The organism is Cupriavidus sp. 01L45, assembly GCF_056399885.1.
In genome coordinates, this window is the sequence record NZ_JBFTSG010000091.1 from 1 (window position 1) to 25,855 (window position 25,855).

Consider the following 25,855-nt stretch of genomic DNA (forward strand, 5'->3'; position numbering starts at 1 on the left):
GTATCGCCTTAAGGCGATGCGAGTTTGGGTCCCGGCCGCTCTTTTCGCCGGATCCCGAGGGGGTGTCGCCCCATCCGGCGCGCCTTCTTTGCCTACTTTCTTGGCAAGACAAGAAAGTAGGTCGCCCCCCGCAGGGGGGTGAAACCGCCCTTGACTTTAAGGTTTTAAGCCTTGGAAGTTGAAGTTGAAGTTGTAGCAAAGCCTTCGAAGCCATCCACCACAAACCAACCACCCAAAAACCAAGGAACCAAAAAATGGAAGGCGGCCTAAGCCCCCGACGCCTGCAATACTTCTTCGAAGCCGTCACCACCGGCTCCGTCCGCGGTGCCGCCGAACGCCTCGGCGTCGAACCCTCCATCGTCAGCCGCCAGATCCAGCTCCTGGAGACAGAACTCGGCGTAGCCCTGCTGGAACGCAAAGGCCGCGGCATCGTCCCCACCGAAATCGCCGCCATCGTGATGGACCATTGCCGCGACCGCCAGGCCAGCGAGCAGGCGCTGATGACCCGGCTGGATGAGGTAAACGGCCTGCAGCGCGGCGACATCCAGCTTGTCGCCAGCGAAGGTTTCGTCGATATCCTGATGAGCGGCGTGGTGGACGAATTCTGCCGCCAGCATCCCGGCATCCGCGTCTCACTGCGCGTGGCCGGCGCCTCCGACGCGGTGCGCGCCGTGGCGCATGACGACGCGCATATCGGCGTGGTCTTCGGCCCGCCCGCGGATCCCGCCGTTCGCGTGGTCAATTCGCGCACGCATCCGCTGTGCGTCATCGCCTGGCCGGATCACCCACTGGCGCGCCAGCGCAAGCGGCCCGCGCTGAAGGACGTCGCGCGCTATCCGGTCGCGCTGATGGCGCCGGGCTTCGGTTTGCGCCAGTTGATCGAGATGGCGGAGCTTTCCGAGAATATCGTCCTGACCCCGAGTTTCGTCGCCAACTCGATCCTGACGCTCAAGCGTTACGTCGAGTGCCGCCTCGGGCTGACCTTCACGTCGGCGAACTCGGTGGTGAAGGAAGTCGCCAAAGGCGAACTGGTTGCGTTGCGTACCACCAATCCCATCTTCGAGGCCGCGCAATCGCGCCTGATCGTCAGGGCCAACCGGCCACTGACCAGCGCGGCGCGCGGCATGCTGGAACGCATCGAAGCATCGCCGTTATTCAACGGCGGCAGGTAGGGGCATTGGTCGCAGCGCTCCCGATGCCGCTTGCCGGGGGCTGGCGTTGCCGCCCCTGCAAGCACGCATCAGTGCGCCGGCTCCACCCGTTGTTCCGCCTGCCGCCCAAGGCGCAGGCTGTGATCGTGCAAGGTGGCTTTCATGCGCCTCAAGGAAGCGGTGAGGGCGGTGCGTTCCTCGGTGCTGAACGGCGCTACCGATACCGAGTGCAGTGCTTTCATGCCGCTCCACACACGCTCTACCCTGGGTACGGCGCCCGCGGGGATAAAGGGCTGGCCGGCGGGATCGAACTCGATCCAGTGATCCGCGTGCAATGTGTGCAGGAGGTTTTCAGACTGTGGAGCGGAAATCAGCATCGGGCCAAGATGGGGCTCGTGGCGAACGAACTCGTCCTGACGGATCGCGCGAAGCAAGATCCATTTGGAATAGTCGAGTCCTACATCGGAGAGAGTCTGGTCCAGCACGCGCTGCCACTCGCGCACGCTGTCCATCAAGGCAAGAAGTACTGATTCGGTCGGTTCCAGAGCCCTGGGCCTCATTGATGTTGTCTCCTGTTTCGAGCTTGCCGCCAGACCAGGGGCCGGTGCGTGGCCGGCCCGGACGGCACAGGGATGTGGCGGGCGAGGCCCGCCTTGCTTGCCTGCGGACCAGACAGTAGCAAACAACGGCGCCGATCGCGAGATGCCCGTTCCGGAAGGAAGGTCAAAGAGTGCGCTTTGTGCCGCAAACCAAGGGAAAGTCCCAAGTGGATTGCCGGCTGCGGGATGACGCAGCGCCCGCGCCGCAAACGCGGCGGCGATCCGGCCTGCGTTGCCCATGTCAGGCCGATCCTGGGCCTATCACAGTTCGATGACAAGATTGGGATCGAAGCGCGGATTCTCGAGCTTGCCTTCGCGCGCATAGCCCCGGGGGTTGCACACCACGCGGGTGGCGCCCACCTTGTAGTCGAAGCTGTCGTGCGTATGGCCGTGCACCCAGAGGTCCGGCTGCCAGGCCTGGATCTCCCGGCTCAGGTCGGAGACGAAGCTGGCATTGAGGTGCGAGCCGGCGAACTTGGGGCTGATGCTCAGCGGCGACGGCGCGAAGTGGGTGATGACGACCGTTTTGCCGTCGTGGCCGGCCTGGAACCGCTCGTCCAGCCAGGCTACCGAATCCCTGAAGAGGGCTTGCGACGTGGCGGGCGTGAAGCGCTCCTCGAAATCCGGCGCCACGCGGATTCGGGAGAAGTCCCGCATCAGGGACTGGGCGTCGCGCAGGCCATCCTCGCGCTGCTGCGCCGAGGCGAACAGGCGGTAGTCGGACCACAACGTACAGCCCAGGAAGCGCACGCCACGGTAGTGCCATTCGGTACGTTCCAGCACCTGCACGCTCGTTCCGGCCGCGCCTGCGCGCAGGGCGTCCATGGTGGTCGCCAGGTCGCTGCCGTAGAACTCATGGTTGCCCGCCACATACAGCGTCGGCAGGCGCGCGGCGGCGGCCCACGCCATGGCTTCCCTGGGCCGCCAGATATCGCCGGCCAGTATCATCACGTCCACATCGGGGTTCGGAAAGTCCATCGGATAAACCGAAAGATGCAGGTCCGAAACCAATCCTATCTTCATAAGTCTCTCCTTTGCAGAATGGGATAATGCCGCTAATCCACTATTCCAGCATTCGACTATTGGCGGGCATTGCCTGCAATCCGTAAGTTCTCCCGGACAGAGAGTAATGCAAGCAAGCGATTCGCGAGAGGTGCCCGCGCTGGCCGGCACCGTTGGCCGGTATTGCGAAGCCACGCCCCGGCCGGAACTGCAGGCGCATTTCCAGTGCGTATGGGCCAGCGCCTTGCCGGCCGGTCACGCCGGGGCGGTCGCCGTGGTGCCGGACGGCTGCGTGGATCTGCTCTGGCGCGACGGCCGGCTGCTTGTCGTCGGGCCGGACATCACGGCGGCCAGGCCAGACCTGGCGCCGGGCGCGACGGTGCTGGGCGCGCGCTTCCAGCCTGGCGCCGCGCCGCACTGGCTGGGCCTGGCCCTGTCGGACATTGTCGGTTGCGAGGTCGACCTTGCCGACCTGTGGGGCCGGCGCGCGCTTGAATTTGCCGGGCGGATGGCCGAGGCCGGCACGCAACGTGCCGAGGTATTCCAGAGCCAGCTGGCGAATCTGGCGCCGCGTGTCGCCACCCCGAGCCGCGAGGCGGCAGCCATCTTTTCCCTGGTGCAGGCCAATGCCGGCACGGCGGGCGAGACCATGCCCCAGCTGTCGCGCCGGCTGGGCCTCAGCGAACGCACGCTCAGGCGCCGCAGCATCGAGCATTTCGGCTATGGCGCAAAGACCCTTGAGCGGATCCTGCGGTTCCAGCACGCGCTGACGCTGGCGCGAGTATCGGCGGATGGCGGCCTGGCCGCATTGGCCGCGGACGCGGGCTATGCCGATCAAGCGCACCTGAGCCGGGAGATCCAGTCGCTGTGCGGCATGACCGCGACGGCCCTGTTGCGCCAGCTGCGGGTTTGAGTGGCCGTTTTATTCAAGCTTTTTGGCTGTGCCTGGGCGATCATGGCGCCCATCAATCCAACATCCGACATCAAGGAGTCGCCATGGGAACCAGAGGCCAGGACCGTCAGATCGACAATATCGAATTCAACGTCAGCGACATCGCCCGTTCCAAGGCGTTCTACGGCGGGGTCTTTGGCTGGACCTTCACCGACTACGGCCCTACCTATTGCGAATTCAGCGATGGCCGGCTGACCGGCGGCTTCACCACCGGCGAAGAGGTCCGCCCCGGCGGACCGCTTGTGATCCTCTATGCCGACGACCTGGCCGAGACCCAGCGCCGCGTGGAAGCTGCCGGCGCCACCGTGGTCAGGCCGGTGTTCTCGTTCCCGGGCGGCCGGCGTTTCCACTTCCGGGACCCGGACGGCTACGAACTGGCGGTGTGGTCCGCGGCATAGGCTTGGCCGGCACTTGAAAGCTGGCGGCGGGCGCGCCGCCAGCAGATGTTCGCGTTTTCCCGTATTGTGTTGGCTTGCCATGGTTTTCGCCGTTTTTTGCCGTTTTCCCCCATTTCGCGCGCATTAACCATGCTCCATGTATCAGACAATAGCGAGTAGCTTGTAGCGGCAGGGCGGTGGCGCATCGGCGCGGTCCGGCCGCGGCGGTAACCGGTGAAGACAGTGTCGAACATTGCGGATTCCAATCCCCCAGCCCGTGCCGCGGATGTGGCCATGACGCCGCTCGAACGCCGCGGCATGGCTGCCATCCTGGTGGCAGTCTCCCTCGCCACGCTCGATACGGCGATCGCCAACACAGCACTTCCGGCCATCGCGGCCGACCTGCACGCGACGCCCGCGGCATCCGTGTGGGTCATCAATGCCTACCAGCTTGCCATGGTGGCCACGCTGCTGCCCTTCGCCGCGCTCGGTGGCATCGTCGGGCACCGGCGTGTGTACCTTGGCGGGCTGATCCTGTTTATCGCCGCTTCGGTGGTCTGCGCGCTGTCCTGGTCGCTGCCGACGCTGGCCGCCGCCCGGCTGCTGCAGGGCGTCGGCGCGAGCGCCATCATGAGCGTGAACGCCGCGCTGATCAGCGCGATCTTTCCGCCACACCGGCTGGGGCGAGGGGTCGGGCTGAATGCGCTGGTGGTTGGCGTATCGTTCGCGGTCGGGCCGACGGTGGCGTCGATCATCCTTTCGCTCGGACCCTGGCCCTGGCTGTTCGCCGTGAACCTGCCTATCGGCCTGCTGGCGCTCTATATCGCATGGCCCGCGCTGCCGCAGACGGTGCGCGGCGCGCATCGTTTCGACCGCGTCGCGGCGGGGCTGAACGTGGTCATGTTCGCCTCGCTGATCTTTGCACTGGGGGAGGGCGCGCAGCGCGCGCCACTGCATCAGTCGCTGGCGGCGGTGGCCCTGTTCCTCGTGGCGTTCGTGCTGCTGCTGCGCCGCGAGCGCGGCCATCCCGCGCCAATGCTGCCGATCGACCTGCTCAAGCGCCCCATGTTTGCACTGTCGACCATGACCGCGATCTTCTCGTTCGCGGCGCAGGGGTTGGCCTTTGTATCGCTGCCGTTCTATTTCGAGAGCGTGCTCGGGCGCAGCCCGATCGAGACCGGCTTCCTGATGACGCCGTGGTCAGCGGTTGTCGCGCTGATGGCGCCGCTGGCGGGCCGGCTGTCGGACCGTTATCCGCCGGGTTTGCTTGGCGGCGTCGGGCTGGCCGTCATGTGCATGGGCATGGCGTCGCTGGCCTTGCTGCCGGCGCATCCCAGTGCGCTGGATATCGGCATCCGCATGGCCATCTGCGGCGCGGGCTTTGGCTTCTTCCAGTCGCCTAACCTCAACGCGCTGATGTCGAGCGCGCCGCGCTCGCGCAGCGGCGGCGCCAGTGGCGTGATCGCGACCGCGCGCCTGCTTGGCCAGGCCACCGGCGCGGCGCTGGTAGCGCTGAGCTTCGGCATCGCGGGCCGCCACGGGCCCACGCTGGCGCTCGGGATTGGCGCTGGCTTCGCCGGCGTGGCCAGCATTGCCAGCGGTTTGCGGCTGATCACGCGCGATACCGGCGCGGCTGCCATGCAGCCGTCCGGAGAGTGACCGGCCACCGGTAGCCACCGGGGGCGGCCACGATGACGGCCGGCTCAGAAGCCCACCGGCGCGTGGGGCACATAGGGGGCTTCCAGCGCGGCGATCTCGGCGCCGGTCAGCCCGAGCGACAGCGCCGCCACGGCATCCTCGATATGGTTCGGCTTCGACGCGCCAAGGATCGGCGACGTGATCCCCGGCTTCTGCGCCAGCCATGCCATCGCGACCTGCGCCGGCGGCACGCCGCGCGCCTGCGCAATGGCGTGCACCTGCTCCACTACCTTGCGGTCCGCCTCCTCGGTATGGCGATAGAGCGACCTGCCGAACGCGTCGCTTTCCTCGCGGGCGCTGCCGGCCTGCCACGGCCGTGTCAGGCGGCCGCGCGCCAGCGGGCTCCACGGCATCACCGCGATGCCCTCGGCGGCGCACAGCGGCAGCATTTCGCGCTCTTCCTCCCGGTTCAGCAGGTTGACATGGTCCTGCATGCTGACGAACTGCGTCCAGCCATGCAGGCGCGAGGTGTAGATCGCCTTGGAGAACTGCCAGGCATACATAGACGAAGCGCCGATATATCGCGCCTTGCCCGCCTTGACCACGTCATGCAGCGCTTCGAGGGTTTCCTCGATGGGCGTATGCGGGTCCCAGCGGTGGATCTGGTACAGGTCGACATAGTCGGTACCCAGCCGGCGCAGGCTGTTATCGATCTCGGCCAGGATGGCGCGGCGCGACAGGCCCGCCCCGTTCGGGCCGGGACGCATGCGGCCATGCACCTTGGTGGCGATCACCACGTCGTCGCGGCTGGAGAAATCCTTCAGCGCACGGCCGACGATTTCCTCCGAGGTGCCGTCGGAATACACGTTGGCCGTATCGAAGAAATTGATGCCGGCTTCCAGCGCCTGCCGGATCAACGGGCGGCTGGCTTCCTCGCCAAGCGTCCAGGGGTGGTTGCCGCGCTCCGGCACGCCATAGGTCATGCAACCCAGGCACAGCCGCGATACCTTCAGTCCCGTCGAGCCAAAGCTCACATAGTCCATCTCGTCTCTCCTCCGATGTCATTGATACCGGCCGCCGGCAGCGGGCCTTCGGCGCACTCCGGCATGGTATGCGAATTCCGGCGAGGACGACGGCGCCACGCGCGGCAGCGGTCAGGGCAACACGTAGCCGCCGTCGACGAACAGGGTCGTTCCCGTCGTATAGCCATTGCCGAACAGGAACAGCACTGCGTCGGCCACTTCGTCCACGCCGCCGACCCGGCAAAGCGCGGTGCTGCGGCTGTAGCTGTCGAAGGCGTGCGCGCGCAACTCGGCAGGGCGGCGCTGCCACAGGTCGCTGTCGATGGTCCCCGGCGAAACGGTATTGACCCGCACCGGCGCCAGATCCAGCGCAAGGGCCCGCCCGAGGCCTTCGATGGCGGCATTGCAAGCCGCGTACGCCGAGGCACCCTTGATAGGTCGCGCGCCCGCGGCGCCGGACATCAGTACGATGGCGCCGTCCGGCGAGATCTTGGGCACGGCTTCGTGCACGGCGTGGTACTGGCCCCAGAACTTGCTGCGAAAGGGGCTTTCCACCGCGTCGTGGTCATCGCTGTGGATGGAGGCAACCTGGTAGGCCGCGCCGGGCGCGAACAGGTAGTCGAGGCGGGGAATCCTGGCGAAGAACGCGGCTACCGATTCCTGCGCGGCCATGTCGACCACATGGCCGGAGGCGGTGCCGCCGGCCGCGGCGATGCGGGCCAGCTCCGCGTCGAGCGTCTCTCGCGAGCGGCCGCCGAGGATTACCGCGCCGCCGGCCGCGATAACGCGGTTCGCCACGGCGCGGCCGATGCCGGAGGTGCCGCCGATGATGACTGCGGTCTTGCCGGACATCCCGGTGGATTTCTGCCGGGTTTGATAATCGGCTTGATGTGCAGGGTCTGGCAGTGCGTTCATCGGTGAGTGCATTCTCGGCGGTTTGCTGAGGCGCCAGTGGCGGAAAGGAGATGCCCTGCCATGGCGCCAGGGTCCACGGACTATATTCCCGAACCGCGATCCAATGAACTAAGCATTTCTCATGAGCACAGTCGCCAAATGTCGTCGATCTCATTAAGTGCATTGCCGCACGCAGAAGCAGCATGGGCGTTTTTTTAGGATTCGCATGCAAGACATGCATAACGAAAATTGTCATTGCAGATTCGGATTCGTCTGATTGATTTCGGTGGTGCATTGGGCGTAAATGTTTGCAGGCACCTGCCCGCCGTGAACAACCCAGAGGGAGAGCATATGCAGAAAGACAAGCGGACCGCCGGCATTTGGGAGGCCCAGCCATGATGCGAAGAATTGCCTGCGTTGGCGACGCACTGGAGCGCGGCGGGACGATCCTGCCATATGCAAGCCGACGCTGCAGTTTTGGTGATGCCGGCCACCAGGCCGCACTGATCGGAGGCCTGGCTTACTGCGAAGCCTGCAAGAGCACCGGCACAATTGCCAAGGCGGGCGGGCCGCGTCGGATGCAGTTCATGGGCGAGATTGCCCTGGACGGCGATGTGGTGATGTGCAAGTGCCCACGCCCACAGCGCATCGTTGCAGAGCTTGCCGGCGAGAAGTGGTTCGAGGATATGGGCGCGCGCGATGGTGCATCCGAGATGCGTGGCTCAGGTATTGCGGGAGTCGCAGCTACGGGAGCGCAGGTTCCGGAGAATTTCGACGAGTTGGTGATAGCGGTGAGTCCGAGCGGACCAATTGCCGATTATCCGTATTTTGTGGAAACGTCAGATGGCCGCGGATTGTTCGGCCACACGGACGAGCAGGGACGGCTGCCTCGCATTGCTACGATGGCCACCGGCTCGCTGACGGTCTATTGGGGGGATGAAGCGTTGGAAAAGCATCTTGGAGACGAAGATGCCTAACAAAAAAAAGCAGGTGCCGACCAATACAAAAGTGGACTCCAAAGCGGAGGTGCAGCTCAGGACTGTCTCATTTGCCGAATTGTGGGCGGCCTATCCGGGAGGAACGCCATACGTCGATCCCAAGACAGGAGACGTGCCGCCCGCCTTTAAGAATCAGTGCGCGATTCGGATGAGCGTGACCCTGCATAGGGTAGGGATAGAAATGAAGTCATTCCGTGGCAAGGGCCAGATTCGCCTGGACGGCAAGCGCACGGCTGTTCTGGCTTCAGAGATGGCGGAATGGTTGCGGCTGAAGCCCCTGGCTGGCATCGGCGCACCGGAGAACATCACCGGAGCTGACTGGCAGAAGAAAATCAACGGGCGCACTGGCATAGTTGCGTTCAAGAACTACTGGACGCGGGACGGCGAGTCGGGCCAGAGCGGTGGTCATATCGACCTGTGGAACGGATCCCGGATGACGTCAGGGAGTATCAGGGGAGCGGCGACCAACTTCTTCCGCTTTAACCTAGGATGGGAAAGCGGACCTGGTTATTCTGATCTTGGCAAGGCAACAGAGATACTGTTTTGGGAGGTGAAGTGAGGGCAAGGCTATTCGTGGTGACGGCATCAGCCTTCATTGGCGTGGCGATCGGCATGGCGTTGTGGCGCTTCTGGACTCCACGCTGCAACGAACTCTGTCCGACCTGGATCGCGCTTGGCATGATCGGGACAGCCGTCCTTATGCCCGCTGTGGGTGCGCTCGCCGTAGGGTTGGCAATGAGGCCGAATCGAACACCGGTCTGGCGACGCCGGGCCAGCGTGGGCGTACTCGCGATGGTCTCCGCGATTGTCTTGGCGCTTACTTGGGCCACTTGTTCAATCAAATGAACTGCAAGGGGCAACAATCTCCCCCGAAGTGGACTGCGCCGTGGCGATGGTGAATGTGTCCACGACGAATATGGCCGGCAGGGTGGTGGATAGCTTTGGTTCTTCGCCGAATTCCTGGGTGAGAGTGCCGAGGCGGACCGGGTGGCGGTGGGCAGGATGAGGGTGTGAGTTCCGGGGATGGTCCGGCGGCCGAGTTCGACAAACGGACGTCCCGTCCGTGCTGCGATTTCAGGGTTTGTGGACCGCCCGGCGTTATTTCCGCCTATCGGCTACCCCCCCGCTTCAGGAATCCGCTTAAGCGCTCTGAACGCATCCGGTTCCCATACACGCATTGCTAGCAGCAGCGCGGTTCCGCGTTTCTCAGTCAGAGGGGCGGCCGCGGATTCGTTGTGCAGCGCTGCCAGCTTGCTGCGCATCCTGTCCAGTTCGACCCGCAAATGGGAGTATGCGGACTTCGTCAACATGCCGTGAGCGAAGTTCATGGTCTCGTCAGGCCCGTCGAATCCGCTATCCATGAAATCGGGTAAGCCCTGCTGCAAAAAGAATTGCCGGATAGGGCCGTCCGGCAACCAATCGAAGTCCCGCGCGACGAGCAGACGTATCCGGTTTCCCGGTTTCAGATGCGCCAGGCCCATCCGGTCCAGCACGAGCAGGTTCTTGATGCACTCGGTTATCGACAGGCGATAGGCCGACATCATGTCTTCCAGCGACCAGTGATTCAGCGCACACACGGCCACCAGCAACAACTTCTCATCCGATACGAGTTGCGCTTCCTGTTCACGCGTAAGCTGATGCAGGCGCGGCAGTGACAACTCTGCTTCTTGCAGCAATTCCGCCATCGTTAGACCGAGCAGATCGCWGAACTGGGCGAGTCGCTCGACCGTCAGGCGTCCGCCAGCCAGCAGGCGCTTCACGCTAGGTTCCGATAGGCCAAGCGCTTGCGCAACGTCGCGATAAGTCATTCCCGCAGCTTTGAGGCGCTGCTTGATGGTCGCAATGAGCTGAGTAACCTCGGTCATGAAAGTATTGATATACGATACCAAAAGTATCATTGTAAGCACTTTCTGGAAAAGAAGGTGCGAAATTCGCGACCTCCTCGCATACTGCGCGCCATTGGAAAAGCAAGGAGGCCAGTATGACCATAGGCGCCAGGATGATCAGGACTATCCGTATGGTTGGCATGCGCGCGGGTTCGCCCCCCACGCCGTGCACGTCTGAACTGCCGGGTGGACCTCCGGCGGGCGCTCTTCAGATTGGAGACCTGATTTTCATCCGTGTGACTGCACGACCTTTCCTGGAAGTGGCGAGCGCGACGAACTCATGGACGAATCACGTTGGGATCATTGTTGACAACCGCTGCGATGATCCATTAATTGCGGAGAGCACGTTTCCTCTTGCGCGGACAACGCCGATGACGTCTTTCCTGAAGCGTTCCGAACATGGAAGATGTGCGGTCGCAAGACTCACAACACCGCTCAGCGATGCGCATCGCAGCATGCTGATCGCGGCAGCTGTTAGCAGGATGGGCACCCTCTACGACACCGGATTCAACGTGAATTCGCGCCGCCAGTTTTGTTCTCGCTTTGTTCGTGAAGTCATCCGGGAAGCGACGGATATTGAGATTGGCGAGGTAGAGACGTTCGCAATGCTACTGCGTCACAATTCGCATCCGAGGCTCGCATTCTGGCGTCTCTGGTACCTCGGCCGTATCCCGTGGCAACGGTGCACCGTCACGCCGGCGAGCTTGCTTCGAAGCCCGCTCATGCACATTGTCTTCGATACGCAGAGGGATGCCGTAAGAACACGGCAGCCGGCGGCAAAGCGGGGGACACCGTCATGCTGATCATTGTATTTTCGTTGTTTGCCTTTTGTTTCGTGCTGGAGCGCTTGCATATCGGCTGGACACTGCCACGCGTGCGGACATGACCCGTTCGCGTGCTAGCGCTCAACGGCGTCCAACTGTGCGTTGTGATCGCGGCGGGCTTGACATGGGAGAAGTGGCTTTCATCGCGGGCTGTCTTTCATCTATCGAAGCATATGTCGCCGGTGGCCGGCGGCCTGGTGGCTTATTTCATCGCGACCTTCGTGTTTTACTGGTGGCACCGCTGGCGGCACGAGCACGATCTGCTCTGGCGCGGCTTTCACCAGATTCATCACAGCCCGCAACGACTTGAGGTGATCACTTCCTTTTACAAGCACCCGGGAGAAATGGTCGTCAACTCAATGATCGGCAGTCTGCTCGTGTATTCGTTACTGGGATTGTCACCCGAAGCCGGTGCCGTTTATACGCTGTGCACGGCTGCGGGCGAGTTCTTCTATCACACGAACTGCAGGACGCCCCAGTGGGTCGGGCTCATCTTCCAGCGTCCCGAAATGCACCGCATCCACCACGAATCCGGGCGCCACAAGAACAACTATGGCGACATCACATGGTGGGACATGCTTTTCGGTACGTACGAGAACCCGCGCTCGTGGGACGGGACCTGTGGCTTCGACGACGACAGGGAGCAGCAACTCGGGAAGATGCTGCGCTTTGGGGATGTTCACCAGGGAGATGGTCCGTGACATCTTCATGATCCTGGCACCGGCCCACACCCAGCAAGCCTCACCCATCTCCCTCCACCGGCGGGCCCCCCAGCGCCTTGTACAGGGTGGCGACATTGACGAGCCTGTCGAAGCGATTCCGCGCCGCCGCCATCGCGGCCGTGCGCCGCGTTTCCTTGGCGTCGAGCCACGGCTGGAGCGCGGTGGCGCCGGCCCGGTAGCGGACCGCGGCGAGCCGTTCGGCCCGGCTCGCCGCCTGCAGGGATTCAGCCAGGCGCTGATCCCGTAGTGCCAGGCTGGCATGGCCGGACAGCGCGTTCTCCACTTCGGCGAACGCCGTGTACAGCGACTGGCGATAGCGCACCACCTTTTCCCGGTATTCGTTTTGCGAGACCTGTATCGTCAGCCTTGCTTTCTCCCATTGCAGGAAGGGCAGGCTCAGGCCCGCGCCGAGCAGGGCGGTGGGATCTCGCAGCAACGAGGCTAGCGCCGCGCTGCTGGTGCCGACGAGACCGGTCAGCGTCAATTTGGGATAAAAGCCGGCGCGCGTAGCGTCAGAGTCCGCAAGAGCGGCGCGCAGGCGCCATTCCGCTTGCCGCACGTCGGGGCGCCTGCCGATCACTGCCGCCGGGATGCCGGGCGCGATGCGCGGCAGCGCATTGGTGGGCAGGCCCGGCGGCTCGGCCGTGCCGTGCTCCGGTGGACGGTTGAACACGATGGCCAGGGCCTGGCGGTTCTCGCTGCGCTCCTGGTCCAGTTTGGTGCGTTCGGCGAGCAGCGCGGCCAGTTGCTGCTCGGCCTGCGCCAGGTCGAGCCCGGAGACCGCGCCGGCACGGTAGCGCGCCTCGATGAGTTCCAGCGTGCGCCGCGCGTCCGCGAGGCTCTGGTCCGAGATATCGATCAACTGGTTCAGCAGCCCCGCACGCCAGTACAGCGTGGCCGTGGTGGCGGCCAGAGTGATCGACGCGCCTTCGAGTTCGGCTGCGCTGGCCCGAGCCTCCCAGTCCGCGGCGCCGCGCAGGCTGGCCAGCCGCCCCCACAGGTCGATTTCGTAACTGACGGTGGCATTGATGGCCGACTGGTCGCGCCGCCCGCCGCCGTCCAGCCCCCATTGGCGCGTAGCCCGGCCCTCCGCCGCAACCTCGGGCAGGCGGCTGGTGCCGGCGAGTCCCGCGAGCAAGCGGGCCCGCTCTAGCCGCAGCGCGGCAATGGCGAGATCGTTGTTGGTTTCCAGTGCCGACGCCACCAGCGCGTTGAGCTGCGGGTCGCCGAAGGACTGCCACCACGCGTCCGGCCCCAGGGCACCGGCGGCAGGCGCGGCAAGCAAATGCCGTGGCGCATGCTGCCACTGCCAGGGTACTTCCAGCGCGGGGTTTTCAACAGGCGGGCGCAACTCGGCGCACCCACCGAGGGCAAGCGCGATGATCGACAGCAGCATCGACAGCGAGAAAGGACGCCTCGCCGGCAGCTTGCGCGGGCGGCTATTCATGGCCAAGCGCCTCGATCGGCTGCAGGCGCGCGGCATTGCGCGCCGGCATATAGCCGAAGACCACGCCGATCAGCGACGAGCACACGAAAGCGCCAGCCACCGCGCTTGCGGAGAACACCATCTGCCACTGCGGCATCAGCAGCGCCAGCACCAGCCCGATCAGATAGGCCAGCAAGGTACCGATCGCACCGCCCAGCATGCAGACCAGCACGGCTTCGGTCAGGAACTGAAGCAGCACGTCGCGCTGGCGTGCGCCGACGGCCATGCGGATGCCGATCTCCCTGGTGCGCTCTGTCACGGAGACCAGCATGATGTTCATGACGCCGATGCCGCCAACCAGCAGCGAGATCACCGCCACCGCCGACAGGAACAGGGTGAGCGCCTGGCCGGTACGTTCCACGGTCTTGACGATGCTGTCCATGTTGTAGGTAAAGAAATCCTTCTTGCCGTGGCGCTGCGTCAGCACGCGCTCGATGCCGTGCTGCGCCGCCGCGCTGGGCTGGCCGTCGCGGATGCGCACGGAGACTTCGTCGAAATGCGCCCGGCCAAACAAGCGGCTGCCAGCCGTGGTGTAGGGCAGCCAGATGTTGAGGCTGCTGCCGTTGTCGTCGAACATGCTTTTCTTCTCGCGCGCGACGCCAATGACCACGCAGGGCAGGCTGCCCACCAGCACGATCTTGCCCAGCACCTGCGTCACGTTGCCGAATAGCTTGCGGCGCGTCTTTTCGTCGATCACCACCACTTGCGCATGCTGCCGCACCTCGTCTGGCCGGAAGGGCGCGCCCTGCGTCATGCCAAGGCCGCGTACGCGGAAGAAGCTCGCGCCCACGCCGTGCACGGAGGCATTGACGTCGGCGTTGCGGTGCCTGAGCCGCTGTACCTTGCTGGTGACTGGCGTGGCGCTGTCCACGTAAGGCAGCGCGTGCAAGGCGTCGATGTCGCTTTCCACCAGGGTACGGATGCCGGCGGCGCGGTCGTCGCCAAAGTCGGCGCCCGGGAAGATCTCCAGCGTATTGGCGCCGATGGCGCGGATATCGTTCATCACATAGCGCTTGGCGCCTTCGCCGATCGCCACGATGGACACCACGGATGCGATGCCAATGATGATGCCCAGCATGGTCAGCGCAGTACGCATGCGATGCGCGAGCAGCGCGCCCCAGGCCATGGCGAACGCCTCGGTGAATCCATGCCACGCGCGTGTGCGCCACGGTGGAGCATCGCCTTCGCTGCCATTGGCCACCGGCTCCGCGGCCGGCGGCCGGGGGGCGTTCACCTGTCCGGTGGCAGGGAAGGGTGCCGGCCGGTTGGCGCGGTCGGCCACGATACGGCCGTCGGCAATCTCGATGATGCGCCCGGCGTTGCGCGCGAGCCCCATGTCGTGCGTCACGATGATGACCGTGTGGCCGAGCGCATGCAGCTCGCGCAGGATCGCCAGGACTTCCTGCCCGCTGTGGCTGTCCAGCGCGCCGGTGGGCTCATCCGCCAGGATGACCTGGCCGCCGTTCATCAGCGCGCGGGCGATGCTCGCGCGCTGCTGCTGTCCGCCGGAGAGCTGGGCGGGGCGATGGCCGGCGCGGTCGCCGAGGCCGAGCCGGGCCAGCAGCCGGAGCGCGCGGGCACGGCGGGCGGCGCGGTCGGTGGCGGCGTAGATGGCAGGCACTTCCACGTTCTCCGCCGCGGATAGCCGGGCCAGCAGGTGGTAGCGCTGGAAGATGAAGCCGAAGCGCTCCCGGCGCAGGCGCGCCAGCGCATCGTCGTCCAGCACGGCGACATCCTGCCCGGCTACCAGGTAGCGGCCGGCGCTGGCCTGGTCCAGGCAGCCCAGGATATGCATCAGCGTGGACTTGCCCGAGCCGGAAGCGCCGACGATGGCCACCATCTCGCCCGCGCAGATGGCCAGGCTGATCTGGCGCAGGACCGGGATGTCCTGGTCGCCGGCGCGGTAGCTGCGCTCCACGTGTTGCAGCAGCAGGAGGGGCGCCTGTGTCATGGCTCCCCCTTGCCGGCCATGGCGCTGGCATCGCCCGTGATGACGCGATCGCCTTCCACCAGGCCGGAGAGCACCTGGGCGTGCACGTTGTTGGCGAGGCCGGTGCGCACTTGCACGCTCTCCACGTGCTGGCCTGCGCGCAGCACCCGTACCGCAGCCGTGCCATCCTTGTCGCGCGTGCCCAGCGCCGCCAGCGGGACCAGCAGGGTGTTCCTGGCCTCGCCCAGCATGATCGCGACCTGGGCCGTCATGTCGATGCGCAGCTTGTGCTCGGGGTTCGGCACGTCGAACAGCGCGTTGAAGAACACGGCGTTATTGATCTTCTCCGGCGAGGGCTGGATGGCCTGCAGCCGCGCATGATAGCGCCGGTCCGGCTCGCCCAGGATGGTGAAGTAGACCGCCTGCCCGTCGCCGATGCGGATCACGTCGGCTTCGGACACCTGCGCCTTGACGGTCATGGCGCCCAGGTCCGCCAGTTTGAGGATGGTCGGCACCTGGTAGGACGCCACCACGGTCTGGCCCTCCAGCGTATTGAGCGCCACCACCTCGCCATCCATCGGCGCGACGATGCGGGTATAGCCAAGATCGATCCGCGCCGACTCGGCCTTGATGTCCAGCTGGGCGATGTCGGCATCCAGCGCGGTCAGCTCGGCCTGCAGCGCGCGCAGGTCGGCTTCGGCGATCTCAAGCTCCTGGTGCGATGCCGCCTCCTGCGCCTGCAGGCCGCGCTGGCGTTGCCAGTGCAGGCGGGCTTGCCGCAAGCGCGACAGCTTGGCCTCCCGCCGCGCCTTGCCGCTGGCCAGTGCCGCGACGGCCTGGCGCTGGGCGTTCTCCAGCAGCACGGGATCGATCTGCGCCAGGAGCTGGCCGCGCGTGACCTTGTCCCCCAGCTTGACCTTCAGCGATTTCAGCTGGCCGTTGACCTGTGCGCCGACCTCGACCTGGCGCACAGGTTGCAGCACGCCATTGGCCAGCACGGAGACCTCCAGGTCGCCGCGGGTCACGAGCGCCGTGATGTACTCGGGCTGCGTGGCCGGCGTCAGGTGCCAGAAGGCCAGCGCGGCCAAGGCGGATAGTGCGGTCAGCGCGGCGATGACGGGGCGCCGGAGACGTCCTGGTTCTTTAGACATCTGGTTGGAGTGCGTGATGGAATGGCAGGCTCGCATTCTCGATGCCAGACGCGGCCATGTCTGTGGGAATTCCATTCTTAACTGTATGAAAGTGTGCCAGGACGTGATTGTTTGTCTTTGCCCCTGGCAAGACCGGCAGCACGGGCGGGAAGGCGCGGCCAGTGCCTGCACACTTATGCACAAAAACAGGACGATTTTCTAATCATTATTTATGGATTTCTATGTATCGTGACCGGTCATTTATTGGGAATCATGAATGCCTATGTCAATGAATAATGCGATGTACGAAATCCGGATGGCGGGCGGGCAGGTGGCACCAGGGGAATGAAATGGCGCGGCGCGCTCTGCGTGGCTTTGTCCATGCTCGGTGTACCGGAACTGGCAAATGCAGCGGATCCGCAGCCTCGGTTCCTGCCGGGGGCGGTCAGCATGCATCTGGGGTTTGGCGACGGCTACAAGCGCCTCTCGCTGAATTGGGAAAGCTCGCCGTTATGGAGCCACCAGTTCAGCGGGCGCTGGGGCCGCCTGGACCTGACCGGCGAGCTTGGCGTGTCCTACTGGTGGGCGAACGGCGGCCGCACGCCCGCCAGCGCCTGGCAAGCGAGCGCCATTCCGATGCTGCGCTGCTGGGTGAGCGAGCGGATCTACCTGGAGGCAGGGGTGGGCCTGACGGCATTCAGCGGCGCGAGCTTCGCCGGCAAGCAGATCAGTACGGCCTTCCAGTTTGGGGACCATGTCGGCCTGGGGTATCAGGTATCGCGAGCGGATCGCATCGGGTTCAGGTACTCGCATTTCTCCAACGCGGGCATTAAGCGGCCCAATCCCGGGCTGGATGTCTTTCAACTGACCTACACGCGCAGTTTCTGAGCGGGTCAGCCCGGTTGCGCGGCCGCTCGCGCATCGGTGTCCGGCGAGGCGTACAGGGCGGGCAGCGTGATCACGAACCGCGCGCCGCCTGCCTCGCCGCTGCCAAGCGAAACCTGGCCGCCATGCGCCATCGCGATGCGCCGGACGATCGCCAGGTCCAGGCCGACGCGGTTGAGGCGGTCGCCGCTGCCTGCGGTGCGATGGAAGGGCTCGAAGATGCGCGCGCTCTCTTCGGGCGGTACGGCCGGGCCGTCGTCCTCGACCACGAGGGACAGGGTGCCGGCGGCATCGGTATGGGCCTCGATGGCGACGGTGCCGCGCGCGTTGCGGATCGCATTGCGGCAAAGCTTGAGTAGCGCCCGCGTCACCAGGCGGGGGTCGCAAAGGTGGCGCGCATACGGGCGGCTGTTGCGCACATGCAGGACCAGCCCCCGGTCTGCCGTATCCCGCGCAACGACGGCGACAACACTATCGATCATCTCCGCGCTGGTGACCAGCGTTGGCCTCACGGGTGTCGCGCCTTGCTCCAGCTGGCCGAGCGTGAGCAACTCTGTCACCAGTTCGTCCAGCTCCCGCACATCCACGCGCAGCTTTTCGAGGCCCCGGGCGCGCCGCGCCGGGTCTTGCTTTGCGTCGCCGGACCGCAGCAGGGCAATGCCAAACTCCAGTCGCGTGATCGGCGTCTTCAGTTCGTGCGAAATGCCATGGATCATCTCGCGCTGCTGCAGGACCGAGGCTTCGATGCGGGACGCCATGTCATCGAACTGGCGGGCCAGCTGATAGACGTTGGAACGCCTGGACAAGCCGGCGCGTGTCGAGAGCTTGCCACTGCCGAATTGCTTTGCCGCCTCGCGCAAGGCATTGAGTTCGCGCCAGTGATAGAAGAGCCAGGCAACCACGGCGAGCAAGGTGGTGCCGGCGAGCAGTGCATATGCAATGAGCTCGATATTGGTGTAGTCCAGATTCCGCTTGCTCATATGCAGGATCTGGCCATCGTGCAAAGGCAGGTAGGCGTCGTCGCCGTCCGTGCCGAATACCAGCTTGCCATCGCGCAGGTCGCGCAGCCGCCGCTCGCCAAGATGGCCCGCGGCGTCCATGCCGATCAGGGCGAAGCTCTCGCTCGCATGGTCTTGCAGCCTGGTCAGCTCGGCCCGGCGCCCGTCGCCTTCGTACCGCTCCAGATAGAGGGAAAGCAGGTAGCTGTAGCTTTTTTCCCTCTCGCGTTCCGTCTCGCTGAGTTGCTGGTGGTAGGCCGGGACCAGCACATGGTCGATCGCGGCGAGCCCGGCGGCTACGCCAAGGATCAGCACCAGGTAGAGCTTGAGCAGTGAGCGAACCATGGATTCATTGACTCCTTCCTGCCAGGCAGGCCGGCGCTGGCTATTGTGAACGGATTTGCGTGCGTCGGAAACGCGCGAGGCTACGCGATCGCCGTCTTGGGCGATGCGATTCTAGCGGCGATCAAATTGCCAATTGGCGCCGAAATAAACTCCAGACAAATCCGCACAATTCCGCACATATTCGCGTCACTTTCCAACAGACACGGGTAGCCCCCCGTCCCTAAACTCTGGGGCTTGTTCAAGGGGCCATGGGTGAAACGAATGCTTGGTAAATATGTAAGGACCGGCGCAATTCTAGCCAGCGGAATCGGTTGCGCCGGCGTGCAGGCGGAGAACGTCTACACCGTGGGGCTGGTCGCCGGCGCGGCACCGCGATACGAAGGCAGTAACGAATACAGGCCGGTGATCGGGCCACTGTTCAGCGCGGATTTCGGCAACGGGTTTTTYGTCAGCCCGCTGCGCGGGGGGATTGGCTACGGTCACAAGTTTTCCAACGGCATGTTCGCCTCTGTCGGCCTCGACTATGACGTTGGGCGTACCGACCGCAAGCGAGTCGATTTGCCCGGTTCGGATTACCTGAAAGGCATGGGCCGTATCCCCGGATCGTTCATGGGAGCGTTCCAGGTCGGCATGCCTATCTATGGCGACGCCACGCTCAGCATCACCCTCGATGCGCCGCTGACCAACAGGGATCGCGGGCTGAGCGGCCATATCGACATGGACGTGCCGGTGTACAAGGCCGGCCGGCACCTGGTGAGCATCAGTCCCAGCCTGCATTACGGCTCGCGGCGCTATACGCAGACCTTCTTCGGCGTGACCGACGCGCAGGCTGCCAACAGCAGCTTCCGGCCCTATTCCACCAAGGCGGGTTTCGACCGCGCCAGCCTGTCGCTGTCCTGGAGCTATGAGATATCGCGCGCCTGGTCGGTGCACAGCATTGTCTCGGTGAGCCGCCTGCTGGGCGATAGCGCAAACAGCCCGATCGTGCAGTCCAGGCAGTCATATGTCGGGCTGACCTCGCTCAACTACAGCTTCTAGCATCGCATCCGACTTTCATTCGCAGAGGGAAGACATGAAGCCGCGAATCCCCATCCTGATGTATCACCAGATCGACGCGCCGCCACCTCGCGGCACGCCGATGCGCGGCACGCTGGATGACGGCTATCGGAACAACCTCGAGCATGCCTTGCCGGTGCTGCAGCGCCACGAATTTACCGCGACCTGCTATGCGGTCAGCAGCCTGGTCGGCAAGACCAATTCCTGGGATGCATCGATCGGCGTGCCGGAGAAGCCGCTGATGACGCTGGACGAACTACGTACCTGGACCCGGGCCGGCATGGAGGTCGGCGCGCACACGCGCACGCATGTGGACCTGACCCGGCTAGGCACCGTTGCCGCGCGCGGCCAGATCGAAGGCTGCAAGCATGAACTGGAGTCCGCGCTGGGCATGCCGGTGCGGCACTTCTGCTATCCCTTCGGCGAGTTCGACAAGCACGTCGTGGACCTGGTGCGCGGCGCCGGATACCAGAGTGCCGTTACCACGCAGCGCGGCCGCGCCGCTGTCGGTGGCAACCTGTTCGGCCTGCCGCGGGTGTTGGTTTCGCGCGCCTCGCATACCGGGCAGTTCTTGCTGAAGCTCGCCACCGCTTATGAGGATCAACGCGGCAAGGAGGCGGTTCGCCATGAATCGGCTTGAGCCATATCCGGACCCGGCCTCCGGCCAGTTGCGCGTGCTCTTGCTCAACTCGCTGCTCAACGGCGGTGGCGTCGATTCCCACACGCTTTCACTGTGCCGGGCGTTGCAGCTTCAGGACTGCGAAGTGACCCTGGCAGTGCCTTCCCGCGCCCGGTGGATCGTCGCCGCGCAGGACATGCCGGGCGTGCGCTTGATGGCGCTGGGCGCGAAGCGCGTGGTCTGGCCGCTGATCCTGGCGCGGACGATCCGGGAGCAGCGGATCGATGTCATCCACGCCCACCATGGGCGCGACTATTGGGTGGCGATCCTGGCATGGATGCTGTCCGGCCGCAAAGCGGCGGTGGTGGTGACGCGCCACCTGATGACCCGGCTCAAGGAACGGACGCGCCGCTACCTTGCCGCGTTTTCCAGCGTGATCGCCGTATCGGACGCGGTGCAGGAATCCCTGCGAAGGGTGGACCCGGAACGAACGCTGCGGCTCAGGCGGATATATTGCGGCATCGATACCGAGCGTTTCCGCGCGGTCGCCATGCGGCGCTGTCGGGTCCGGCAGGCGCTGGGGCTGCCGCAGGATGCCTTGATCTATGCGCTGATCGGCGGGGCGCAGCAGCCTGACGGCAAAGGGCAGTCCTACTTCGTCAAGGCGGCGGGGCAGGTGCTGGCACGGCACCCGAGATCGCATTTCCTCTGCGTTGGCGAAGGCGACCTGATCCCGCAACTGCGCCGGGAGGCCGATGCTCTGGGCCTGGCGGGACGCATCCACTTCCTCCCGTTCGAGCACGATGTGCCGTCGCTGATGCAGGCGATCGACGTCCTGGTGCATCCGCCCGTGGGCAGCGAAGCGCTGGGCCTCGTCATCCTTGAGGCATTGAGCTGCGGCAAGCCGGTGATTGCCACGGAACTGGACGGCATTCCCGAGACCTTCATCGACGGCGACCACGGCGTCCTGGTGCCGCCGCGCGACTCGGGTGCCCTGGCCGGCGCGATGTGCCAGCTCGCGGCGGATCCGATGCTCGCGGCGCGGATGGGGCGCCGCGGGCGCCGCTGGGTGGAGGCGAATTTCTCGCTCGGGCCGCTCGGACGCGAAACGGTGAAGTTGTACCGGGACTGCTTGTCCGCATTGCGGCGTGGAAAGCGTGGCGTACCTTAGGAAGGGCGGCGGCAATCCGCATCATGGCCGTTCCGGCATGGTGCGTTCCGGCACCATGTCGGGGCCACTCGTCTATACTTGTCAGCATGCTAACAATTTGGTGAATGGAATGTCCACCGCGAAACGTCAAACGGCGCACACCGCGCCCCCGGTCGAGGATCAAGCGCCGTCCGAAGCGGACCCGGCCAAGGAGCTTCTCTGGGCCCGGCCAGGCTTTCTTGTGCGCCGCCTGCACCAGATCCACGTGGCCATGTTCTTCGAGGAATGCAAGTCGGCGAGCATCACGCCGGTGCAGTACGCCATCCTGACGGTGCTATCGGTGCTGCCGGGGCTGGACCAGACTTCGCTGGGGCAGGAAGTGGGCTTCGACCGCACCACCACGGCCGATGTGGTGCGCAGGCTGGAAGAGCGCGGGCTGGTCGAGCGCAAGGACAATCCGGCCGACCGGCGCACGCGTCACGTGCACCTGACCAAGGAAGGCCAGGAGGTGGTGGCGTCGCTGCGCGCCGATATGGAACGCGCGCAGGAGCGCATGCTGGCGCCGTTGCGCCCGGCGCAGCGCAAGGTGTTCATGGACCTGCTGGCGACGCTGGTGGAGGCCAACAATGACTACAGCCGCACGGTGCTGCGCATCATGTAAAGCGTTGCGCGCACCGTGCGCGCGGATTACACCGGGTAGACCAGGTCGTTGGCGATGATGGTGGTGTCGTACACGACCTGGCGCTCGGCCAGCAGCAGATTGCCCTGGGTGCGGGCAAAACGGTCGTGATAGGTGCCCGCCATGTGGATGGTGGTGGGACCTTCGACCAGCGTCTGCAGCAGCAGGAAGCTGGCTTGCGCATGGATCTCGCCATACGCGGTTTCCTCGGTGACGCGGGTGTTGGTGACAAGATGCAGCATATGGCGCGGCGCGAACATCTGGGTGCGCGCGATCGCCACCGCGCGGTCGTGCATCATGCCGCGGCCTTCGGCGTAGACCAGTCCCACGGGCATGCCGAGTTCCACGTTCTCCCTTGCTGTGACGCGGTAGATGCAATCCTCGGTAAAGAAATCCGGCCACGATTCCACCAGGCCGGCATCGAGCACGGCGCAGTATTCGGCGTGGAAGGCATCGATCTCCATGCGCAGCGCCTGCGCGCGCGCGGGCTCCAGCTTGCAGGGGCGGTAGAGGGTATGAGCCGTCGGTGTCATGGTTGGTGTCATGCTGTTCAGAACCCCATCACGCTGCGATAGTATTGGTACATGGCGCGGATCGCGGATTCCGAGATCAGCGAGTTGGCGGTGCCGACGTGGCCGGGGTCCAGTTTCAGCACGTTGCGGTCGGTGCTGGAGCGGCGCACGCCTTCCTGCACGAACTTCATCGCTTCGTTGTCTTCCAGGCCGAGGAAGCCGGCTGGTCCCATCAGGTTGCCCTGGCGCAGGCGGTGCCGCGTCATCTCCTCGCTGTCGTCCTCATAGCCGAACATGGTCCATTGCATCAGCATGCTGTCCGGGCCGTTGGGCACGATCTGGCGCACGCCCAGCGTATTCATTTCGCGCTGCACGATCAGGTTTGGCCAGATGGTCTGCATGGTGACGGACCACGGCGAGTCGAACTCCTTGATGTATTCCAGGAATCGGTCATCCTGCAGGCGCATGCCCTCGTGGAACGAGCGCATTTCCTTCTTGTTCTCTTCGCTCACCGCGGCGTACTTGTCTTCCTTCTTGGCCGAGGCCATGGTGCCGTGGCGGCCGTGCACCGGGTCGGCGATCATGGCGGAGTCATTGCCGGCCACCAGGAGACCGAACACCACCAGGAAGGAATGCAGCAACGTGGCGTGGTAGGGGTCTTTCAGGTTCTCGTGGTACATCTTCCAGTTGCACGGCAACTCATTCTTGTAGTACCCGAGGATCTTGAGCGGCTTGCCATTGAACACCACGTCGAAATCCTTGAGGATCTCGGGCGTCAGGTAGTCCTCCAGGCTCTCCATATCGCTGGCGTAGGAGGCGAAGATCACGCCATTGCGCGTGGCCACCTGCAGCTTCATCAGGCCGTGGTCTTCGTTACGGAAGTCCTTGGGCATGCCGCCGGCGCGGTTGACGCCGCGCTTGAACGGGACGCCCTGCAGGTTGCCCTTGAGATCGTAGGACCACTGGTGATAGGGGCAGACGAACTCCTTGGCATTGCCCTGGCCGTGCCGGCAGAACTCCGCGCCGCGGTGGGCGCAGCGATTCTCGAAGACATTGATCGAGCCGTCCTCGGCGCGCGCCACGACGACTGGCGTGGGCCCGACATAGGAACGCTTGAAGTCGCCGGCGTTGGGGATCTCCGCCTCCAGCGCGACGAAGTTCCACGAGCGGCCGCGGAAAATCTTTTCCAGTTCCATGTCGTACACGGCGTTGCTGGTGTACACCCAGTCCGGGATGAAATGCAGGGCGTCCTCTGGCCACTGGCAGGCGGCCAGTTCGGCATCCTTGGCGCGCGGCGTGCGGTTGATGACCGCGTGGGTCTGGTACATGTCGGTTCCTCGTTCGGGATCGTTCAGGATTGGGTCTGGCCAGCGAGCGCGGCGGCGGCCTCGCGTACCGCTTGCTTCAGGGGCATGGCGGTGTTGCGGAGCAGGCCGATGTCGCAGGCGGTGCGTTGTTCGATCAGGTTGCGGAGCTGGCGCAGGTCGCCGCCGGCATTGACCGCGATAGCGTGGCGCAGTTGCGCGCCGGCCATGCCAAGCAACAGGAATCTGGGGGCGTCGCCGTCCGCCGCGCCGTTGCCGCGCAGGGTGTAGCACAGCGTGGGGTCCACCGCGCCCAGCATCTGGATGTTGCAGCCGAGCTGGTCGGTCCAGAACCAGGGCACGGCGGCCGGTGCCGTCTCCACGCCGAGCATGGCGGCGGCGGCGATGCGGGCCTGCTCGTTGGCGTTCTGCCACGACTCCAGCCGGACTTCCTGGCCGAACAGGGGCTGGTACTGGCTGGTGCAATCGCCGGCGGCGAAGACGCCCGGCGCGCTGGTGCGGCAGTGCGCGTCGACCTGGATGCCGCCGTTGCCCGGATGGAGCGCCAGCCCGGCGGCCCGCGCCAGGCCGGCATCGGGATGCAGCCCGATGGCGACCACTGCCAGCGGTGCGTGCAAGGCGGAGCCGTCCGTCAGCGTGACGGCAACCCCGTTCGTGGCCGGCGGGATCGAGGCGATCCCGCAGCCCAGGCGCAGGTCGATGCCGAGGCTGCGCACGCGCTGCGCCAGCCAGTCGGAGAACACGGCCGGCACGGCGCGCTGCAGCAACCGTGGCGCGGCTTCGATCACCGTGACCTCCAGTCCCGCCGCGCGGGCGGTGGAGGCCGTTTCCAGCCCCAGGAAGCCGCCGCCGATCACCAGCACGGAGCGCTCCCGGCGCAGCGCGGCGCGCAGGCCACGCGCATCGGCCAGCGAGCGCAGGTAGTGCACGCCCGCCATGCCTTCCGGCAAGGCGGGCAGGGTGCGGGCACGCCCGCCGGTGGCCAGCAGGCAGCGGCTGAAGGCAATCGCCTGGCCATCGGCACAGCGGGCCGTGCCACTGCCGGGATCGAGCGACGTCACTGTCGTGCCCAGACGCAGGTCAATGCCTTGCTCGGCATAAAAGCCCGCCGCGTGCACGCCGATGCGTTCGTCCTGCTGCTCGTCCGCCAGCACGGCCTTGGATAGCGGCGGGCGCTCGTAGGGGGCATGGACCTCGCCGCCGACCATGACGATGCCGCCGTCATGGCCCAGCGAGCGCAGCGCGGCTGCCGCGGTGGCGCCGGCCTGGCCGGCACCGATGATCAGGATAGGGGCGTCTTGTGGCATAGCGGGGGCTCAGGCGGTGACCATGACGTCGACCATCACGTCGCTGTCCACGATCCTGACCGGATAGACGCGGATGCCCTGGGTGGCGGGCGCGCACATGGCTTGCCCGGTGCGGATGTCGAAACGCGCCTGGTGCAGCGGGCATTCGATGCAGCCGTCTTCCAGGTAGCCGTCCGACAGCAGCGCGTACTGGTGCGTGCAGACATTGTCGGTGACGAAGTACTCCCCTTCGCTGCGGTACAGCGCCAGTTGCGCGTCCCCGAGCGTGAGCGACATCACTTCATCGTCCTGAAGCTGGCCGGTAGTGGCGATCTTGGTCCAAGCCATGATGCATCTCCTTTAATCAGTATGCTGAGTATTAATGATCA

At 65.1% G+C, this 25,855-nt stretch carries 27 protein-coding genes; 13 read left to right on the plus strand and 14 right to left on the minus strand.

The annotated features are described in order from the left end of the window. Positions 1–254: 254 nt before the first annotated feature. A complete protein-coding gene (locus tag AC1DT6_RS38235; RefSeq protein WP_441636331.1) occupies positions 255–1,172 on the plus strand; it encodes a LysR family transcriptional regulator in 918 nt (305 codons plus the stop codon). 68 nt (positions 1,173–1,240) lie between these two features. On the opposite strand, the gene AC1DT6_RS38240 is transcribed toward AC1DT6_RS38235, so the two are convergent. Together AC1DT6_RS38240 and AC1DT6_RS38245 are read right to left on the minus strand one after the other, a co-directional pair. Then, positions 1,241–1,711 (minus strand): MarR family transcriptional regulator, encoded by a 471-nt coding sequence (locus AC1DT6_RS38240; protein WP_441636333.1) that lies wholly within the window; start codon positions 1,709–1,711, stop codon positions 1,241–1,243. A 300-nt stretch (positions 1,712–2,011) separates the two neighbouring features. Further along, the gene (locus AC1DT6_RS38245) at positions 2,012–2,773 is read right to left on the minus strand and encodes a metallophosphoesterase (protein WP_441636335.1); all 762 of its coding nucleotides are present in this window, start codon (positions 2,771–2,773) and stop codon (positions 2,012–2,014) included. Between the two features lie 106 nt (positions 2,774–2,879). On the opposite strand from AC1DT6_RS38245, the gene AC1DT6_RS38250 reads away from it, so the two are divergent. Further along, positions 2,880–3,665, plus strand: a complete 786-nt coding sequence (locus AC1DT6_RS38250; RefSeq protein ID WP_441636337.1) for a helix-turn-helix domain-containing protein — start codon at positions 2,880–2,882, stop codon at positions 3,663–3,665. Between the two features lie 83 nt (positions 3,666–3,748). Continuing rightward, entirely contained in the window at positions 3,749–4,102 is a 354-nt protein-coding gene (locus tag AC1DT6_RS38255; RefSeq protein ID WP_035859727.1) for a VOC family protein, read from the plus strand. Here AC1DT6_RS38255 and AC1DT6_RS38260 read toward each other — a convergent pair. Then, a complete protein-coding gene (locus AC1DT6_RS38260) occupies positions 4,072–4,335 on the minus strand; it encodes a hypothetical protein (protein WP_441636339.1) in 264 nt (87 codons plus the stop codon). The two genes, AC1DT6_RS38255 and AC1DT6_RS38260, sit on opposite strands and share 31 nt — an antisense overlap. A 40-nt stretch (positions 4,336–4,375) precedes the next feature. Here AC1DT6_RS38260 and AC1DT6_RS38265 point away from each other — a divergent pair, with 40 nt between their 5' ends. Then, entirely contained in the window at positions 4,376–5,740 is a 1,365-nt protein-coding gene (locus AC1DT6_RS38265) for an MFS transporter (RefSeq protein ID WP_441636341.1), read from the plus strand. A gap of 44 nt (positions 5,741–5,784) precedes the next feature. Here AC1DT6_RS38265 and AC1DT6_RS38270 read toward each other — a convergent pair whose 3' ends face one another. Next, positions 5,785–6,762 (minus strand): aldo/keto reductase, encoded by a 978-nt coding sequence (locus AC1DT6_RS38270; RefSeq protein WP_441636343.1) that lies wholly within the window; start codon positions 6,760–6,762, stop codon positions 5,785–5,787. Positions 6,763–6,873: 111 nt separating this feature from the next. Then, positions 6,874–7,593 carry an SDR family oxidoreductase gene (locus AC1DT6_RS38275; protein ID WP_441636345.1) on the minus strand — a complete coding sequence of 240 codons (720 nt, stop codon included), beginning with the start codon at positions 7,591–7,593 and terminating at the stop codon, positions 6,874–6,876. Positions 7,594–8,030: 437 nt separating this feature from the next. Between AC1DT6_RS38275 and AC1DT6_RS38280 the strand changes: the two genes are divergently transcribed. Together AC1DT6_RS38280 and AC1DT6_RS38285 are read left to right on the plus strand one after the other, a co-directional pair. Next, positions 8,031–8,612, plus strand: a complete 582-nt coding sequence (locus tag AC1DT6_RS38280; protein ID WP_441636347.1) for a PAAR domain-containing protein — start codon at positions 8,031–8,033, stop codon at positions 8,610–8,612. Then, a complete protein-coding gene (locus tag AC1DT6_RS38285; RefSeq protein WP_441636349.1) occupies positions 8,605–9,192 on the plus strand; it encodes a type VI secretion system amidase effector protein Tae4 in 588 nt (195 codons plus the stop codon). The genes AC1DT6_RS38280 and AC1DT6_RS38285 overlap by 8 nt, the downstream gene beginning before the upstream one ends. A gap of 556 nt (positions 9,193–9,748) precedes the next feature. Here AC1DT6_RS38285 and AC1DT6_RS38290 read toward each other — a convergent pair. Further along, positions 9,749–10,498: a helix-turn-helix domain-containing protein gene (locus AC1DT6_RS38290; protein WP_477115482.1), complete on the minus strand. Its 750-nt coding sequence runs from the start codon at positions 10,496–10,498 to the stop codon at positions 9,749–9,751. A 116-nt stretch (positions 10,499–10,614) separates the two neighbouring features. On the opposite strand from AC1DT6_RS38290, the gene AC1DT6_RS38295 reads away from it, so the two are divergent. Next, a complete protein-coding gene (locus AC1DT6_RS38295; RefSeq protein ID WP_441636353.1) occupies positions 10,615–11,322 on the plus strand; it encodes a YebB family permuted papain-like enzyme in 708 nt (235 codons plus the stop codon). A 92-nt stretch (positions 11,323–11,414) separates the two neighbouring features. After that, positions 11,415–12,044, plus strand: a complete 630-nt coding sequence (locus AC1DT6_RS38300) for a sterol desaturase family protein (protein WP_441636355.1) — start codon at positions 11,415–11,417, stop codon at positions 12,042–12,044. Positions 12,045–12,084: 40 nt separating this feature from the next. Here the strand turns inward: AC1DT6_RS38300 and AC1DT6_RS38305 are convergent, their stop codons facing one another. From AC1DT6_RS38305 to macA, 3 genes are read right to left on the minus strand one after another with little or no spacing between them, the layout of a single operon-like run. Continuing rightward, entirely contained in the window at positions 12,085–13,512 is a 1,428-nt protein-coding gene (locus AC1DT6_RS38305) for an efflux transporter outer membrane subunit (RefSeq protein WP_441636357.1), read from the minus strand. Beyond that, positions 13,505–15,502, minus strand: coding sequence for a MacB family efflux pump subunit (locus AC1DT6_RS38310; protein WP_477112011.1), 1,998 nt, complete (start codon positions 15,500–15,502; stop codon positions 13,505–13,507). Before AC1DT6_RS38310 ends, AC1DT6_RS38305 begins: the two co-directional genes overlap by 8 nt. Then, a complete protein-coding gene (macA, locus tag AC1DT6_RS38315; protein ID WP_441636532.1) occupies positions 15,499–16,632 on the minus strand; it encodes a macrolide transporter subunit MacA in 1,134 nt (377 codons plus the stop codon). Before macA ends, AC1DT6_RS38310 begins: the two co-directional genes overlap by 4 nt. 360 nt (positions 16,633–16,992) lie before the next feature. Between macA and AC1DT6_RS38320 the strand changes: the two genes are divergently transcribed. Next, positions 16,993–17,499 carry an acyloxyacyl hydrolase gene (locus AC1DT6_RS38320; RefSeq protein ID WP_441636530.1) on the plus strand — a complete coding sequence of 169 codons (507 nt, stop codon included), beginning with the start codon at positions 16,993–16,995 and terminating at the stop codon, positions 17,497–17,499. 5 nt (positions 17,500–17,504) lie between these two features. Here the strand turns inward: AC1DT6_RS38320 and AC1DT6_RS38325 are convergent, their stop codons facing one another. Next, complete coding sequence (locus AC1DT6_RS38325; protein WP_441636529.1) at positions 17,505–18,839, minus strand: ATP-binding protein; 1,335 nt, start codon at positions 18,837–18,839, stop codon at positions 17,505–17,507. A 261-nt stretch (positions 18,840–19,100) separates the two neighbouring features. Here AC1DT6_RS38325 and AC1DT6_RS38330 point away from each other — a divergent pair, with 261 nt between their 5' ends. The 4 genes from AC1DT6_RS38330 (at position 19,101) to AC1DT6_RS38345 (ending at position 22,325) form a co-directional block, all read left to right on the plus strand. After that, positions 19,101–19,877: a MipA/OmpV family protein gene (locus tag AC1DT6_RS38330; protein ID WP_477104463.1), complete on the plus strand. Its 777-nt coding sequence runs from the start codon at positions 19,101–19,103 to the stop codon at positions 19,875–19,877. 34 nt (positions 19,878–19,911) lie between these two features. Beyond that, complete coding sequence (locus AC1DT6_RS38335; protein ID WP_477115483.1) at positions 19,912–20,535, plus strand: polysaccharide deacetylase family protein; 624 nt, start codon at positions 19,912–19,914, stop codon at positions 20,533–20,535. After that, positions 20,522–21,685 (plus strand): glycosyltransferase, encoded by a 1,164-nt coding sequence (locus AC1DT6_RS38340; RefSeq protein WP_441636525.1) that lies wholly within the window; start codon positions 20,522–20,524, stop codon positions 21,683–21,685. Before AC1DT6_RS38335 ends, AC1DT6_RS38340 begins: the two co-directional genes overlap by 14 nt. A gap of 109 nt (positions 21,686–21,794) precedes the next feature. Continuing rightward, entirely contained in the window at positions 21,795–22,325 is a 531-nt protein-coding gene (locus tag AC1DT6_RS38345; RefSeq protein WP_441636523.1) for a MarR family winged helix-turn-helix transcriptional regulator, read from the plus strand. Positions 22,326–22,351: 26 nt separating this feature from the next. Here AC1DT6_RS38345 and AC1DT6_RS38350 read toward each other — a convergent pair whose 3' ends face one another. The 4 genes from AC1DT6_RS38350 to AC1DT6_RS38365 are packed head-to-tail and all read right to left on the minus strand — an operon-like array spanning position 22,352 to position 25,814. Then, positions 22,352–22,876: an aromatic-ring-hydroxylating dioxygenase subunit beta gene (locus tag AC1DT6_RS38350; protein ID WP_428180391.1), complete on the minus strand. Its 525-nt coding sequence runs from the start codon at positions 22,874–22,876 to the stop codon at positions 22,352–22,354. Between the two features lie 17 nt (positions 22,877–22,893). Further along, positions 22,894–24,183, minus strand: a complete 1,290-nt coding sequence (locus tag AC1DT6_RS38355; RefSeq protein WP_441636521.1) for an aromatic ring-hydroxylating dioxygenase subunit alpha — start codon at positions 24,181–24,183, stop codon at positions 22,894–22,896. 23 nt (positions 24,184–24,206) lie between these two features. Next, entirely contained in the window at positions 24,207–25,487 is a 1,281-nt protein-coding gene (locus tag AC1DT6_RS38360) for an NAD(P)/FAD-dependent oxidoreductase (RefSeq protein WP_441636519.1), read from the minus strand. 9 nt (positions 25,488–25,496) lie between these two features. After that, positions 25,497–25,814 (minus strand): non-heme iron oxygenase ferredoxin subunit, encoded by a 318-nt coding sequence (locus tag AC1DT6_RS38365; RefSeq protein WP_441636517.1) that lies wholly within the window; start codon positions 25,812–25,814, stop codon positions 25,497–25,499. Positions 25,815–25,855: the final 41 nt, after the last annotated feature.